Below are 14,531 nucleotides of genomic sequence, written 5' to 3'. Positions count from 1 at the left end.
TCAATAGCTTGTCCTAGAATTTCATAAATGTCAGCTTTTCGCCATTTTGCTGTACCTCTAAGCCTGTAACAAAAGGCTGAAAATTACTAATGACTTCAAGTTGATTCATATCTTGAGCCTCAAAGGATATGGATCCTTTCACAACCCAGTTTCCGTCTTTTTGCTCCACAGACGTTATTTGTTCTGTATCCAATAATTCGGCAAGACCTTCTGCAGTATTAATACTAATCTGTTCTTTAGATAATTGAAGCTGCTCTTCATCAGATAACGTGTATTCAAAAGTAAATTCATGCTTTGTACTTTGTTCATCTTTCGATTTTAACTGCTCTACTTTGTCTGCTATCTTATACGTATTTTCATCTTTCTTCGTTTCATTTGCTTCATGACTTTCGTTTACTTCCGGTTGTTCTGAAGAACTAGTGGTTTGTTCTTGTTCTGTTTCTTGTTGTTCTTTATTTTCATTGCTTTCACTATTGGCATTTGAGCACCCAGCGGCGATTAGGATAAGCAGGAAGCTGGTCATTAGAAGTTGTTTCATTATGCTACCTCCATTCTGTTTTCTAGAGCATTATAGCACAGAAAAGTATGTAGTATAAAGAAAATTTGTACAATTTTACATATACCATAGTAGAGCCATTCTAAAGGGAAGTAACTATTCAGAGGAGGGGACCATGGTGTACAAACTTATTAATATTTTTAGTTATATCTATTTGCTTATTTCATCACTTATCATCGCAGGTGAGGTAGGAGGGGGAGCAGAGGAAGAAGTATATGTCATGCCGGCTGGTTATGCATTTTCTATATGGGGAATTATCTATTTGTTATTACTTGGTCTTTTCATTAGACAGTTCTTTGCAAACGAGCAAGAAGAAGCGTTTCTTCGAAAGAGTGGATGGTGGCTTGCTGTTAGTATGGTGTTATCTGGGACGGCAGTTATTGTATCCACAACACTTTCTATTCTATTTATTGCTGGAACTCTTCTGACCTTATGTGTTTTATATACAAAAACAAGGAAAGAGCTTTCTATATCATGGATGTTGTCCGTCCCTATTACGGTGTACCTTGGTTGGATTTCCGTTGCTACCATAGTGGATGCATTTGTGGTGATGGAGGCTAATGGAATTACAGAGCTGTTCGGAATTGAACAATTAACATGGGCAGTATTAATGCTTTCCATAGGTGGTTTAATTGCCCTTGTCTTTTACATCGTTCATAAGGATGTAATGTTTCCCCTTGTTTTCATTTGGGGGTATATAGCCATTTGGATAAAACAGGATGTGTTTCTTATTCAATTGGTAACAGGTACAGTGATCATTCTATTAGCCGGTGTCATTACATTCAAAAATCATCGTATCAGCTAAAAAAGCATAAAAATCCTCTTTTGTCTGAAACTATTGGGGACAAGGGGGATTTTTTTATGGGTAACCGTATCGGGACTCTAAAGTGGTGGCAGCTTTCTCTCATTGGAGTGGGATGCACGATTGGAACAGGATATTTTCTAGGCTCCTCTATTGCCATACAACTAGGAGGACCTATAGCCGTTGCATCTTTTTTTATTGCGGGGATAGGTACATATATTGTGTATATGGCTCTAGCTCATATGACGATGGACCATCCAGAGAAGGGATCGTTTCGAGCATATAGTAAAAATGCATTTGGTCATTGGGCTGGTTTTTGTAATGGGTGGATTTACTGGACATCTGAATTGCTCATTCTCGGCAGCCAACTAACTGCTATTGGGCTCTTTATGAAATTCTGGTTCAAAGATATACCACTATGGATATTGACCCTTGTCTTTGCCGTCTTAGGTCTAATTGTTATTTTTACAGGGGTCAAAACTTTTGAAAAAATGGAAAATATATTTGCCGTAATAAAGTCAGCGGCCATTCTCATGTTTATTATTTTAGCATGCTTAGGTATATTTGGTTTGTTATCTGGTGGGGAGGGTGCACAGCTAAATGAGCAATCCTTCCTCCCAAAAGGAATTACGGGTGCATGGGGATCGCTTTTGTACGCTTTTTATGCTTTTGGAGGAATTGAAATGATGGGGCTTATGGCAACCGAGTTAAAGGATACAAATGATGCACCTAAAGCTGGCAAGCTAATGCTTATCCTCCTGACTCTTGTGTATGTTCTCTCAATTGGAGGGGCATTGCTCCTTGCTCCATGGAAGAGCTTTACTCCGGATGAAAGTCCATTTATAACCGCTCTAGAAGCATTTAATCTCCCGTTATTCTCTCATCTATTTAACGGGGTATTTATCATAGCAGGCTTCTCCACTATGGTTGCAGCTCTTTATGCCGTTACGACGATGCTAGTATCATTGTCAGAAACAGGAGATGCACCTAAGGTTTTTTCTCATAAAGGCAAAAGAGATTTTCCGATGAGCGCCATAGCCTTCACTACCTCGGGTATGGGATTATCCATCATTATCGCTCTGTTGCTGCCAGAAAAAGTGTATGAGTATATTACTACAGCAGCAGGCTTAATGGTATTGCTAAATTGGGTTTTTATCTTGCTTGCCTTCCGAACACTTATTCAAGCAGGGAATTGGAAGAAGGTTCAAACCTGGATTGGCCTTATCCTGGTTCTATTCGCCTTGACCGGTGCCCTATTGCAAGAGAGCACAAGACCCGGAGTATGGGTAGCAGCAGCCTTCCTCGGTCTGATTGGAATAGGGTGGAGGAGCTTCCGTCAACGGATTATGGGGAGGGAAGAAGACCAGCAGTGAGCTAATATTACAGAATTTTTTGTAAAGAGAGACAATCCGTGAGGGGGAGCAGAGAGCCCTTCACAAAAAAAACACTCCCTACAGTGGGAGTGTTACCTGTACATAAAGCGCATCATCGTATGGGCGGCAAGTCGGCTGGTCATATCGCGCATATCCTTGGATGGGTCTACTTCGACAATATCTATTGCTTTTACTTTATGATGTTTGGCCGCTATACGGACGCTGGTTAGTAATTCTCGACTGGTCAGGCCGCCGGGGCCAATGGCTGGACAACCGGGTGCGTGGGCTTGGTCAACAGCATCCATGTCAACGGATAAGTACATCATATCCACTTGTTCTGCTAGTCGAGTGATCTCTTTCTGCACGAGGGGGATAATTCCCTGTTCTTCTACATCGTCCATTGTATATACGTGAATATTATTTTTCTGGCAGTAATCGTCATAGGCTTTAGCGTTGCTATAATCGCGGATACCTATTTGAACTAGGTGAGATCCTGCTAATAACCCTCCGTCTATTAAGCTTCGAAAAGGGGTGCCATTTGTGCGTCCACCGTCCTCTAGGTTTCGGACATCATGGTGGGCATCCCATTGCAGCACACCAACTGTTCCGTATTTTTTCTGGAAGGCATGTATGGCTGGATAACTGACGCCGTGATCACCACCAAGCAAGACATAACGCTCGCATGCTTCCTCCTCTAGCATTTCCAGGACACTAACATGTAGTCGTTCTAGTGTTTCCTCTACACTTGTAGGATGAATGGGTGTATCCCCAAAATCCAAAACTGTCATTCCTTTAAAATCACGGCGGGTGCTTGCTTCGTATGTAGAGAATGATTGTAGAGCTGTTCGAATAGTGATAGGCGCATTGGCTGCCATTGAAAGGGAAATGGAGGATTTAGAAGAAGGCAGGCCAATTAAGCCTACTTCTCCTTTTAATCCTTCTTCATACGTACGCACGGTTTCCGCAACTTTTGTTACATGACGGTCTTTAAATGTGGTGGGCTTGCCGGGATTAAGATAGGTAAAAGGCATTTCCTTCTTTCCTTTCCCAGAGTATTTGTCCAGATTTCATTACGATGTGGGTATGGTTAACGCCATAGTGATAGGGGATATAGTGATAATTTGGGGCTTCCCATATAACTAGGTCAGCTTCGTCCCCTTCTTGTAAAGTACCGGCTTCTTGGGCCTTTCCAATGGCATGAGCAGCATTAATAGTAACGGCATTCCATATTTCCTCTGGAGACATCTTTAACTTCAAGGCTGCAAAGGACATAATTAATTGTAGGTTCTCCGTTACATTACTGCCAGGGTTGAAGTCAGTTGCAAGCGCAACAGCAGCTCCTTGCTCTATCATTTCGCGTGCGCGCGCATATTCATCTTTACCAAGGTAGAAAGTTGTCCCTGGCAATAAGACTGCTACTGTGTCTGATTCACTCAATTGCTGGATCCCCTCATTACTTGCTGCAACGAGATGGTCGGCACTAATGGCTTCCATTTCCACAGCTAACTCAGTCCCGCCTAGTGGAACAATTTCATCGGCATGGATTTTGACCCCAAACCCTCGGTCACGGGATTCCTTCATGAAGCGGCGTGCCTGCTCTATGGTAAATACTCCTTCTTCGCAAAATATATCCGTATAATCTGCAAGCTGTTGTTCCTTTATCGTGTCGAGTAAGAGAATCATACTATCGAGAAATGCTGTTTCGTTCCCTTTGAAAAAAGGTGGTACAGCATGAGGTCCAAGGAAAGTAGAGACGAGATTAATAGGGTACGTTTCTTTTAACAGCTTCATGACGCGTAATTGCTTTAATTCCGTTTCGGTATCTAGCCCATAACCACTTTTTCCTTCCAGCGTGGTGACACCGTGAGAAACCATTCTTTCCAGGTGGGAGCTTGCTTTTTGATACAATTCATCCTCAGAAGCACTCCTTGTTGCCTCCACAGTTGCAAGGATTCCACCCCCATTTTTTAAAATATCAAGATAAGGGACTCCTTGCTGTTTGAGAGACATTTCTTTCTCACGGGATCCACCATGAACGAGATGGGTGTGAGGATCTACTAACCCAGGTGAAACGAGACGTCCTCTGGCATCAATTACTTCATCTGCTTTTACGCTATCTTTTTCTGTGTTGGAGCCAATCCAAGCAACCTTGCCGTCTTGAATTGCAATAGCAGCATCTTCTTTTACGTTTAGTTGCTTCATAGCTTCCCCTTTAAGTGGTGTGGAAGCTGCCTGTGGAAGGATTAATTGTCCGATGTTGATAATTAGTTTGTCGTAATGCACTAGATGCACTCCTTTCCTGAATTCTAATCTAGCATTGGTATATCTACATTTGTTTCTTTCGCTATTTGTATTGCTTTTTCATAACCTGCATCTGCATGTCTAACGATCCCCATACCAGGGTCTGTGGTTAACACACGCTCGAGTCTCTCTTTCGCTAGGTCTGTTCCATCGGCCACTACGACCATACCTGCGTGAAGAGAGTAACCCATTCCTACACCTCCACCGTGATGGAAGGAAATCCATGAACCTCCTGCTGCTGTGTTGATAAGAGCGTTTAATATAGCCCAATCTCCTACAGCGTCACTTCCATCCCTCATGGCTTCTGTCTCCCGATTTGGTGAAGCAACTGACCCACAATCTAAATGATCACGTCCGATAACGATTGGTGCTGTTAGCTCTCCGGTACGAACTAATTCATTAATTGCAACTCCCATTTGTACTCTTTCCCCATATCCGAGCCAACAAATCCTAGAAGGTAGTCCTTGGAAGCTAACTTTTTGTTGAGCCATCTCAATCCATCGCATTAACGGCTCATTATGAGGAAAAAGCTCCTTTAATAATTGGTCGGTTCGATATATATCCTGTGGGTCTCCTGATAGAGCTGCCCAACGAAATGGACCTTTTCCTTCACAGAAAAGAGGGCGGATATAAGCTGGAACAAACCCTGGAAAATGAAAGGCATCTGTAACCCCTTCATCCAAAGCAACCTGTCGAATATTATTACCGTAATCAAAAACAATAGAGCCGGATTTTTGGAATGATAGCATGGCAGTAACGTGGTGAGCCATGGAGGCACTGGATTTGGCGGTATATTTGGTTGGATGTTCTTTTCGTAACGCTTCTGCTTCCTCTAACGAGTAGCCTATTGGAATATACCCGTGTAGTGGATCGTGAGCAGATGTTTGATCCGTGACAATATCTATTGGAATTCCGGTTTGTAGAATTTGGTGGTGTATATCAGCGGCATTACCAAGTAAGCCCACGGATAAAGGTTTACCTGCTTTCTTAGCTTCCAAAGCCCACTGTAATGCTTCCTCTAATGATTCTGTCATCTTGTCTAGGTACTTTGTTTTTAAGCGTTTCTCTATTCTAGAACGATCTACCTCCACCGCTATGATAACGCCTTCATTCATGGTAACAGCTAACGGTTGGGCGCCACCCATGCCGCCAAGCCCGGCAGTCAATGTAATGGTGCTTTTGAGACTTCCATTAAAATGCTTCCTGGCAACCGATGCAAATGTTTCATACGTTCCTTGCAGAATACCTTGGGTTCCAATGTAAATCCAACTGCCTGCTGTCATTTGTCCATACATCATTAACCCTTTCCTGTCTAGTTCATGAAAGTGCTCCCATGTAGCCCATTTTGGAACAAGCACAGAATTAGATAACAATACACGTGGGGCTGCCCGGTGTGTTTTAAAAACAGCTACTGGCTTGCCGGATTGAATCACCATAGTTTCGTCTGCTTCTAAGCGGCGTAATGTATTTTCAATGGCTTGAAATGCCTCCCAGTTCCTTGCTGCTTTTCCAATGCCGCCATACACAACAAGCTCCTCTGGCTTTTCAGCTACCTCTGGGTCTAAGTTATTATACAGCATACGTAAAACGGCTTCCTGCTCCCATCCCTTACACTCGAGCTCTAATCCTTTTTTAGCCTGAATGGTTTTTGAATGATGCATATTATATTCCTCCTTCATACATGGTTGGATGTGTCCTGTACACATCCCAAGGGAAATCATTGTCTTTCATCCAATTAGACACAGTTTCTATATCGGTTGAGAATATACGGTCCTCTGTAATGGATGGGACCATTTGTCTGCCTCGGTCATATAAAGATTTAGTAGCAGAGCTCATCTTATTCCTATCCCGGTACTCTACAGCCTGCATAGCACAAATAAATTCAATGGCAAGCACGTTCCTGGTATTTTGGATAATGGATGAGGCATGTCGTGCTCCAATGGTCCCCATGCTTACATGGTCTTCTTGATTAGCAGAAGACGGAATGGAATCTACACTAGCAGGATGGGCAAATGTCTTATTCTCGGAAACAAGGGAAGCGGCAGCATATTGCATAATCATGGCACCAGACTGAAGTCCAGGCTTTGCGCTTAAAAATGGGGGTAAATCGTTTAATTGCGGATTAACGAGACGCTCCACTCGTCTTTCGGAGATACTCGCAAATTCTGCAATCGCTATTTTCATGAAGTCCATCGCAAGGGCAATAGGCTGCCCATGAAAGTTACCGCCAGACACCACTAGGGATCCATCATTAAAAATTAATGGGTTATCTGTTGCTGCGTTAGCCTCAATGGTTAGTTTGTCTTTTACATAAGCGAGTGACTGCCAGGATGCGCCATGAACCTGTGGTATGCACCTAAGGGAATAGGCATCCTGAACACGAAGCTCTCCTTGGCTTGTAGTCAGCTTGCTGTCTGATAGTATCGTTCGTATTCTAGCCGCAACATCAATCTGTTCTTGATAGCCTCTCGCTTTATGAATCGAGGGGTGAAAGGCGTCTATTATTCCGTTTAATCCTTCAAGAGTTAAAGAGGCAATCCAGTCAGCTTGAAGAGCTAGTTTCTCCGCTTCAATATAATTAATAATACCTTGAGCTGTCATGGCTTGAGTACCATTTATAAGAGCCAGCCCTTCTTTAGCCTGTAAACGAATTGGTGTAATACCTTCCTTTTGAAAAACTTTCTCTGTTGTGTATAGTTCATTGTGATACATAACTTTTCCTTCTCCAATAAGCACTAAAGCAAGGTGGGATAACGGAGCTAAGTCGCCAGATGCACCAAGAGAGCCTTGCTGTGGAATGACTGGATGGATTTGCTGATTGATGAGAAGGACAAGCTGATTTATAACGTCATCCCTAACTCCTGAGTAACCCTTCAATAGTGCATTTAAACGAAGCAATACCATTGCTCTAGACACCTTTTCATCAAAAGGATCTCCAACACCACATGCGTGGGAGCGAATCAAATGGTGCTGAAGATCATGTACATCCCTTTCCTGAATTTTGACGTCACTGAATTTGCCGAAGCCAGTTGTAATACCATACACCGTTTCTTGCCGGGTAACGATTGCCTCTACCGCCTGTCTGCTATGTTTAACCCTTTTCATGGAGGAGGGGGCTATTTGGACAGATTCTTTTTCGTAACAAACCCGGAACACATCGTTCATTGTCAAGTCGCTGCCTGTTAGCGTAAGCATATACACACTCTCCTTTACCTTTGGCGTAAAAAAACAACAATAGCAAGAGACAGATAGGAGCCATTGTTGTCGTGTATGAAACGTTCATTTCGTGAGATGAAGTATTGATAATAAGTAATGTTATTTGTATTGTATGCGTGTTGAAAAGAAGGCGCAATGAACTATGATAAGCCGCTAATACACTACTTTCCTAAAGGTTAGGGAGAAATGAGCAGGAAGGGATAACAAGGAAATATTTCTCCACGATAAAAAGGGAAAATGGTATGATAAATATAGAAATTTTTGTCGGAAGGAGGAATAGAATGAAAAAGGCTATAGTACTAGTTGGTTCACTAGCTGCATTCGTATGTATAGGATATGTAGTCCAGTCCTTATATTTTGTGTACTTCCAAAACCAGTCATTAGATCAAGAACAATATGAGCAGCTTATTACAGTGGATGAAACAAAAAAGGTGGATGGACAATACATTACAGTGAAGCAGATTGGGATTAATGAAACAGAGGCAGCGGTTCGCTACACAACTTCCTCCTGGAACCCGCTTCAAGCTTTATATGACGTGGAATTTACCATCCGCCTGGATAGTGGCAAGCTGCTTTATTCCGAAAAAGGGAGAAGGGTGAACAATCGGTTTATTCGAAAAGCAATTGATTATTATCAGATAGAGGAGCCAACAGAGAATATCAACAAGGTAGATTTAGCCTATCGGCAATACGATAGGGAAGCCTATTATCATATTTCTTTAAAATGAAGGACTTCCTTAATCGTGTGATGCTACAACATCTCGATATTCTTTTACATTTTTTAAGTAGGAAATATACTCTTCCAAACATAAAAAATCCTGAAGGAATAAATCCTGTCAGGAAGGGTAGAAATTATTGTTCTTCTTCAAATGTTACTTCATTCAACGTATTACCTTTTGTATTATATGCTACATTTACATACAGAATAAAAGACTTGTCACCTTCTTGCATACTCAGCTTGAATTTCTCGATCGTGTTATCACCTTGAGTTTCTTTCCCTAAATGTAGAAAATCTTTCATGCGAGCATTTGGGTATTTTTCCTTTGTTTCATCTACAGCAATTCTTGCCCACTTCACGTAAGATGGATTTGTTTGTTCGGCGTGTACGGTACTAGAATCCATCAAGGGTACGATAGGTGTCCAGCCTACGAACAAAACGCATAGTAGAGAAAAGCTTATATGTTTCATCATTCCACCCCCTCCAATCCTCTTTTGCCTATATTGTGTAGGAGGGGGTGGGAATATGTATTAAAAGTGAAAAAGCTGCCTGAACATGGAGGCAGCTTCACGAATCATATTTACGATATAATTTCAACTTTCACTGGTTTGCGACCGAATTCCAAGGCATCCTGTCTTTTTGGAATGAAGATATCAATGCGGTTCCCTTGTATGTCACTTCCAATATCTCCTGCGATGGCAGTTCCATATCCTTCTACATGAACTTTTGATCCAAGTGGGATAACATCAGGATCCACGGCAATTACTTTTTTATCTGGGTTTGCTAGCAGGTTAATTCCTGTGCGAGTAATACCGCTGCATCCTTCACAGCTTGCGGTGTATGCTGTAGCTTCCATAGTGAGTGTTTTGTTTCCAGTCATTTCGTGCTTATCTCCTGCCGCTTGTCCTTTTTTGGAAGTGGCATGTGTTACAGATGTATGGGTATCAAAATAAGTGGATTCGTTAGTTTTAGTTTGTAATGTGGTATCTTTCCTGCTAACTTCTTTACCATGCTTTTTATTTCCAGCATCGGTAGTTTCTGCATGTACTTCCTGCTGCTTATAAAAGGAAAACCCTCCAAAGCCTAGGCCCAATAGAACAGTAGCAACGCACGTCATTAACATTTTCTTCATGGCAGCTCCTCCTATCTTCTGAGACGATTATAGCAAGCCTATTCGCCTATTCCCATAATAGGAGGGTAACAAATTGACAACAAAAGTAAGACAATCATTACATATGTTACAAAAATAAGCAGTATTGTCTCTCTGCTGTCATAATAAATGAAATACATACCAATTTTGTAGGCGTGGAACGTAAAGAGGGGTCTAGGAAAGAAAAGACCTACATATGTTGCATTAGATGAGGTAAAGCATACGGAGGGGGGGGAGCATTATCAGCGTCCAAGGTGTGAGGTATGGAGGAAGTGTTCTCGCAGGTGCTCTCTATGTACTTCTGCTTTTTGAGGATCACTATACGTATGTGTTTCTGTATCAAATGTTAGAAATGACGCTTCTATATTTTGTTCTTCCACCATTCTTGCTAAGCTTGGTCCCTATACAATTAGCTCGCTTCCTTTCTCGTGTTCTTCCCATTTCTTCTACCTACAGCATGGTGTTATTTTCAACACTATTAGCTTTATTACATACTCCATTAGCGTTTATGGATGCTACTCTTCCTTTTCATTCATTGATGATGGGAGTGATGCTTCTGTTAGCAATTGATATGTGGAGACCATATTTGTGGGTAAATCCTGCTGTTACGTCTCCTGCATTTATAACTAGAAGTGTACTCGTATTACTGCCAGCGTGTCTGCTATTACTAGTAGATATTGTGATAAAGCCGGCCCATCAAATTGTAGCGGTTCAAATGGCAGCCATATGTGTACCGGCAGATATGGGCAGCATAGAAGCATCTTCTATATTTTTGATGGATCCTGTTATGGATCAGTTTCTTGCGGCTTTCATTATGCTGATTGGACATAAAGGTGCTCTCATCGGATGGAAAGGGTACAGAAAGGAAAAACGGGACCAACTAAGCTAAGTGGCCCCGCTATCTCTTATGCTTCCTCTAATATGGTCACTTTGACATCATGACGACGTCCAAAGTCTAGTGCATCTGCTTGGTTGTTAAGGAACACATCAATGCGATTTCCTTGAATGGCACTGCCAATGTCGCCAGCAATGGCTCGTCCGTACCCTTCCACATGCACAATAGAGCCTAAGGGTATTGTATTAGGATCAACAGCAACTACCTTCTTATTAGGGTTTTCTAACAGATTAATACCGGTCTTTGTTATACCGCTGCAGCCTTCACAATGAGCAGTATAGGCTGTTGCTTCCATTTGTATTGTCCGGTTCTGTTCATTTTGCTGCTGCTGGTTGGAGGATGAGTTATTAGGTTGGAATAGTTCAGTTTTCTTTTTAAGGGATACATCCTTTTCAGCAGCGCTCGTAGCCCTCTCTTCTTGTGGCGGTCCAGTCATTTCTGTATTCTTTTCTAGTGCTTCGGTATGCATAGTAAACAAACCAATATATCCAATAAATGCAATAATGCCAATTGTCATACGATGGAAACGAATCATACATGCTCCTCCTTATACAGGTAATCCATTCTGCGGCCATTTACAGTTAGATTATCAAGGGCCAAATGGTATGTAATCTTTTATAAGGGAGGCGTTTAATGAAAGTCTACGCCGTAAGTTAACATGTCTATACAAGTGTGTAAAGGGAAACGGAAATTATGATAATGATAATTATTATCATTGACTATTGGGTATCATCTTTCGTACTATTAAGATAGCTAAAAGAAAAAGGGAGAAGGATAGGATGACCTCATTACAGGAAATAGTTCAACATAGAAGAACCATACGAAAATTTACACAAGAGGATATATCAACAGCAGAGCTTATTTCGTTAATGGAAGTAGCTGTTTATGCTCCGAACCATAAGGAAAGAGAGCCGTGGTCTTTTACATTAATTCGTGATGGAGCGAAAGATACTCTCTATCAAGAAATTGTAAAAAGTTATGAACGTTTAGATATTCTATCAGGGTTAGAGAAAGAAGTAGTGGAAAAGAAGCAGGAGCAGCTAAAAAAATTAATCCTGGATCCGGCTATGCATCTTATCGTAACGATGGAGCAGTCTGAACAAGAAAAAGTGTGGGAAGAGGATTTTGCTGCCACCTCGGCGTTCATACAAAATCTTCAGCTCCTAGCATGGGAACAAGGAATTGGAATGGTTTGGAAAACCAATCCATATATTAAAGATCCAGAGTTTCTTCGTGCCATGAACATTAATGAATCAAAAAAAATTGTCGGTATTCTTCATATTGGGCGTCCCTATAAAATTCCAAAAGCTAAGCCAAGAACGAGCGTGTCAGAAAAACTAGATATATTCGAATAAATAAAGACAGTAAAAGCCTCCTCATATGAGGAGGCTTTATTGCGTTATATTGCAAAGCATAAAAAAACCTTTCTTGCTAAAGATAAAAGTATTGATTACTTGAAAGTTAACAAGAAAAGGAGCTTAGCATCATGAAAAATCGCCTGATTGATTGGCCGACCTTTTTAGGGGCATTTATCCTGTTACTGATTATTGTGGTCCCACTTGTCGTATTTCCAGAAAAGGGAACGGAATATGTTGATGTAGCTAACTCATTTATTACTACTAACTTCGGTGTTCTTTATTTACTGGTGGCATTAGGTATCTTCTTCTTCTTGATTTATGTTGCAATTAGTGACAATGGGAGAGTAAAACTTGGAGACGCTGGGGAAAAACCGGAATTTAACAACTTCTCCTGGGCAGGGATGCTCTTCTGTGCAGGGATTGGATCAAGTATCCTGTATTGGGGAACCATTGAGTGGGCTTATTACTATCAAGGCCCTCCGTTTGGAATAGAGCCAGGTACAAAAGAAGCGATTGCATGGTCCAGTACGTATGGAATTTTCCACTGGGGACCAATAGCCTGGGCCATTTACACTTTACCAGCGCTTCCAATGGCCTATTTTTATTATGTACGCAAAAAACCAGTACTAAAGGTGAGTGAAGCGACAAGACCTTTAATTGGAAATAAGGCTGATGGCCCTCTAGGTACACTCATAGACGTATTGTTTATGTTCGGTTTATTAGGAGGAGCTGGTACGACACTTGCACTAGGGACTCCAATGATAGCTGAAGGTATTAATTATTTAACGGGTTTACCAGTTAATATGATAATGAAGACCCTTATCCTTGCTCTTGTCACAGCAATATTTGCGATTAGTGCCTATTCAGGATTACGAAAGGGTATTAAAGTATTAAGTGATGTGAATCTATGGCTTTCTATTTTCTTATTAGCCTTTGTCTTTGTAGTAGGACCAACCAGATTTATTTCAGAAACTACTACTAACAGCATTGGCTTATTATTGGATAATTTCTTTCACATGAGTACTTGGACAGAACCTTATAATCGATTAGGTCCGTATGATCGAACCGGTTTCCCGGAATCTTGGACAGTATTCTATTGGGCTTGGTGGTTAGTTTATGCCCCATTTGTAGGGTTGTTCGTTGCCAAAATTTCAAGAGGTCGTTCCATTCGTCAAATGATTATGGGCACGATTATTTATGGAAGTATTGGAAGCTTATTGTTTTTCGGAATAATAGGGAACTATGGATTGAATCTCCAGTTAACTGGAGAATTTGATGTTATTAATGTCCTAAATGAGCAAGGAGCACCAAGAGCTATTATTGAAACAATTGGACAGCTTCCGTTTGCATGGTTTATGATTCTTGTCTTTACAGTGCTAGCCATTATCTTCCTGGCAACTACCTTTGATTCAAGTTCTTACATTCTCGCTTCGGTAGTACAAAAGGAAGTAGAAGATGAGCCACTTCGTTGGAATCGCCTCTTTTGGGCATTTGCTTTATGCTTACTTCCTCTGACATTAATGTTTCTTGGAGGCCTTGGTACACTTCAAACTGCTGCTATAGTCGGTGGATTTCCACTACTATTTATCATGATTATGCTTGGCTGGTCCTTTATGAAGGCATCGTCAGGAGATATTCGTAATTCGGAGCATTATGAACCGAAGACGTTTGCACTAAACTACAAAAAGATTGTAGAACGTGTCAGACGTCGTAAGAAGAAGAAAAAACCAAAACAAAAGGGGCCGGTAGATGCTCATTTTGAAGAAGAAGAAAAAGATAAAGATCGAGATGAGGATGACCAGCCACATAATGATCGAGAATAAGAAAGGAAGAAGCCGCAATGGCTTCTTCCTCAGCTTGTAGAGAACCCCCCTTGTTTCCTACAAGCTTTTTACATGTATGCGGGCTGGCAAATACCACTCGCTTTCCGCGGACGAACGCCCGAGCCTCCTCGTGAAACCCACACTCGGGGGTCTCGGATCGCCCGTTTTTCCGCAGGAGTCTCCTGGTATTTGCCAGCCCTTCACCGAAAAAGACTCTCCTTCACCTAACACACCCTTGATAGGTGAAGGGCAATCTTCTTCATGTTCTGACAGGCAGCTGTCCGTAACGCCTGTTCACGCACATTTTCTTTTCCGCGCAGGCGACAATAACGCAGCCCA

Annotated in this window: 14 protein-coding genes; 6 read left to right on the top strand and 8 right to left on the bottom strand. The window is 41.6% G+C overall.

What is annotated here, in order from left to right:
* Window positions 1-13: 13 nt before the first annotated feature.
* Window positions 14-538 (bottom strand): hypothetical protein, encoded by a 525-nt coding sequence (locus ACFFGV_RS12470; RefSeq protein WP_377348327.1) that lies wholly within the window; start codon window positions 536-538, stop codon window positions 14-16.
* A 133-nt stretch (window positions 539-671) separates the two neighbouring features.
* On the opposite strand from ACFFGV_RS12470, the gene ACFFGV_RS12465 reads away from it, so the two are divergent.
* Together ACFFGV_RS12465 and ACFFGV_RS12460 are read left to right on the top strand one after the other, a co-directional pair.
* Entirely contained in the window at window positions 672-1,361 is a 690-nt protein-coding gene (locus tag ACFFGV_RS12465) for a TspO-related membrane protein (RefSeq protein WP_377348325.1), read from the top strand.
* Window positions 1,362-1,417: 56 nt separating this feature from the next.
* Window positions 1,418-2,731: an amino acid permease gene (locus ACFFGV_RS12460; RefSeq protein ID WP_377348323.1), complete on the top strand. Its 1,314-nt coding sequence runs from the start codon at window positions 1,418-1,420 to the stop codon at window positions 2,729-2,731.
* Window positions 2,732-2,823: 92 nt separating this feature from the next.
* On the opposite strand, the gene hutG is transcribed toward ACFFGV_RS12460, so the two are convergent.
* The 4 genes from hutG to hutH are packed head-to-tail and all read right to left on the bottom strand — an operon-like array spanning window position 2,824 to window position 8,227.
* Window positions 2,824-3,762, bottom strand: a complete 939-nt coding sequence (gene hutG, locus ACFFGV_RS12455; protein WP_377348321.1) for a formimidoylglutamase — start codon at window positions 3,760-3,762, stop codon at window positions 2,824-2,826.
* Window positions 3,743-5,014: an imidazolonepropionase gene (hutI, locus tag ACFFGV_RS12450; RefSeq protein WP_377348318.1), complete on the bottom strand. Its 1,272-nt coding sequence runs from the start codon at window positions 5,012-5,014 to the stop codon at window positions 3,743-3,745. The genes hutG and hutI overlap by 20 nt, the downstream gene beginning before the upstream one ends.
* A 23-nt stretch (window positions 5,015-5,037) precedes the next feature.
* On the bottom strand, window positions 5,038-6,693 hold the full coding sequence (gene hutU, locus ACFFGV_RS12445; RefSeq protein ID WP_377348316.1) for a urocanate hydratase: 1,656 nt from the start codon (window positions 6,691-6,693) through the stop codon (window positions 5,038-5,040).
* 1 nt (window position 6,694) lies between these two features.
* Window positions 6,695-8,227 carry a histidine ammonia-lyase gene (gene hutH, locus ACFFGV_RS12440; protein ID WP_377348313.1) on the bottom strand — a complete coding sequence of 511 codons (1,533 nt, stop codon included), beginning with the start codon at window positions 8,225-8,227 and terminating at the stop codon, window positions 6,695-6,697.
* Between the two features lie 302 nt (window positions 8,228-8,529).
* Here hutH and ACFFGV_RS12435 point away from each other — a divergent pair, with 302 nt between their 5' ends.
* Window positions 8,530-8,976 carry a hypothetical protein gene (locus tag ACFFGV_RS12435; RefSeq protein WP_377348311.1) on the top strand — a complete coding sequence of 149 codons (447 nt, stop codon included), beginning with the start codon at window positions 8,530-8,532 and terminating at the stop codon, window positions 8,974-8,976.
* A gap of 124 nt (window positions 8,977-9,100) precedes the next feature.
* Here the strand turns inward: ACFFGV_RS12435 and ACFFGV_RS12430 are convergent, their stop codons facing one another.
* Both ACFFGV_RS12430 and ACFFGV_RS12425 read right to left on the bottom strand, forming a co-directional pair.
* Window positions 9,101-9,439 carry a DUF3889 domain-containing protein gene (locus ACFFGV_RS12430; RefSeq protein ID WP_377348309.1) on the bottom strand — a complete coding sequence of 113 codons (339 nt, stop codon included), beginning with the start codon at window positions 9,437-9,439 and terminating at the stop codon, window positions 9,101-9,103.
* Window positions 9,440-9,546: 107 nt separating this feature from the next.
* Window positions 9,547-10,098, bottom strand: a complete 552-nt coding sequence (locus tag ACFFGV_RS12425; RefSeq protein WP_377348307.1) for a 3D domain-containing protein — start codon at window positions 10,096-10,098, stop codon at window positions 9,547-9,549.
* Window positions 10,099-10,444: 346 nt separating this feature from the next.
* Here ACFFGV_RS12425 and ACFFGV_RS12420 point away from each other — a divergent pair, with 346 nt between their 5' ends.
* Window positions 10,445-11,005, top strand: coding sequence for a hypothetical protein (locus ACFFGV_RS12420; protein WP_377348306.1), 561 nt, complete (start codon window positions 10,445-10,447; stop codon window positions 11,003-11,005).
* A 16-nt stretch (window positions 11,006-11,021) separates the two neighbouring features.
* Here the strand turns inward: ACFFGV_RS12420 and ACFFGV_RS12415 are convergent, their stop codons facing one another.
* Window positions 11,022-11,546 carry a 3D domain-containing protein gene (locus ACFFGV_RS12415; protein ID WP_377348303.1) on the bottom strand — a complete coding sequence of 175 codons (525 nt, stop codon included), beginning with the start codon at window positions 11,544-11,546 and terminating at the stop codon, window positions 11,022-11,024.
* Between the two features lie 244 nt (window positions 11,547-11,790).
* On the opposite strand from ACFFGV_RS12415, the gene ACFFGV_RS12410 reads away from it, so the two are divergent.
* Together ACFFGV_RS12410 and ACFFGV_RS12405 are read left to right on the top strand one after the other, a co-directional pair.
* Entirely contained in the window at window positions 11,791-12,366 is a 576-nt protein-coding gene (locus ACFFGV_RS12410) for a nitroreductase family protein (protein WP_377348301.1), read from the top strand.
* 131 nt (window positions 12,367-12,497) lie between these two features.
* Window positions 12,498-14,192 carry a BCCT family transporter gene (locus tag ACFFGV_RS12405; protein ID WP_377348299.1) on the top strand — a complete coding sequence of 565 codons (1,695 nt, stop codon included), beginning with the start codon at window positions 12,498-12,500 and terminating at the stop codon, window positions 14,190-14,192.
* Window positions 14,193-14,531: the final 339 nt, after the last annotated feature.

It is taken from the genome of Pontibacillus salicampi (genome assembly GCF_042434395.1).
Lineage (GTDB): Bacteria > Bacillota > Bacilli > Bacillales > BH030062 > Pontibacillus > Pontibacillus salicampi.
This window is presented reverse-complemented; position numbering and strand designations above follow the sequence as displayed.

Excerpts from the sequence above, each read along its gene's own strand:
- ACFFGV_RS12470 (WP_377348327.1), bottom strand. The coding sequence starts at position 538 with ATGAAACAACTTCTAATGACCAGCTTCCTGCTTATCCTAATCGCCGCT.
- ACFFGV_RS12465 (WP_377348325.1), top strand. The coding sequence starts at position 672 with ATGGTGTACAAACTTATTAATATTTTTAGTTATATCTATTTGCTTATT.
- ACFFGV_RS12460 (WP_377348323.1), top strand. The coding sequence starts at position 1,418 with ATGGGTAACCGTATCGGGACTCTAAAGTGGTGGCAGCTTTCTCTCATT.
- hutG (WP_377348321.1), bottom strand. The coding sequence starts at position 3,762 with ATGCCTTTTACCTATCTTAATCCCGGCAAGCCCACCACATTTAAAGAC.
- hutU (WP_377348316.1), bottom strand. The coding sequence starts at position 6,693 with ATGCATCATTCAAAAACCATTCAGGCTAAAAAAGGATTAGAGCTCGAG.
- hutH (WP_377348313.1), bottom strand. The coding sequence starts at position 8,227 with ATGCTTACGCTAACAGGCAGCGACTTGACAATGAACGATGTGTTCCGG.
- ACFFGV_RS12435 (WP_377348311.1), top strand. The coding sequence starts at position 8,530 with ATGAAAAAGGCTATAGTACTAGTTGGTTCACTAGCTGCATTCGTATGT.
- ACFFGV_RS12430 (WP_377348309.1), bottom strand. The coding sequence starts at position 9,439 with ATGATGAAACATATAAGCTTTTCTCTACTATGCGTTTTGTTCGTAGGC.
- ACFFGV_RS12425 (WP_377348307.1), bottom strand. The coding sequence starts at position 10,098 with ATGAAGAAAATGTTAATGACGTGCGTTGCTACTGTTCTATTGGGCCTA.
- ACFFGV_RS12415 (WP_377348303.1), bottom strand. The coding sequence starts at position 11,546 with ATGATTCGTTTCCATCGTATGACAATTGGCATTATTGCATTTATTGGA.
- ACFFGV_RS12410 (WP_377348301.1), top strand. The coding sequence starts at position 11,791 with ATGACCTCATTACAGGAAATAGTTCAACATAGAAGAACCATACGAAAA.
- ACFFGV_RS12405 (WP_377348299.1), top strand. The coding sequence starts at position 12,498 with ATGAAAAATCGCCTGATTGATTGGCCGACCTTTTTAGGGGCATTTATC.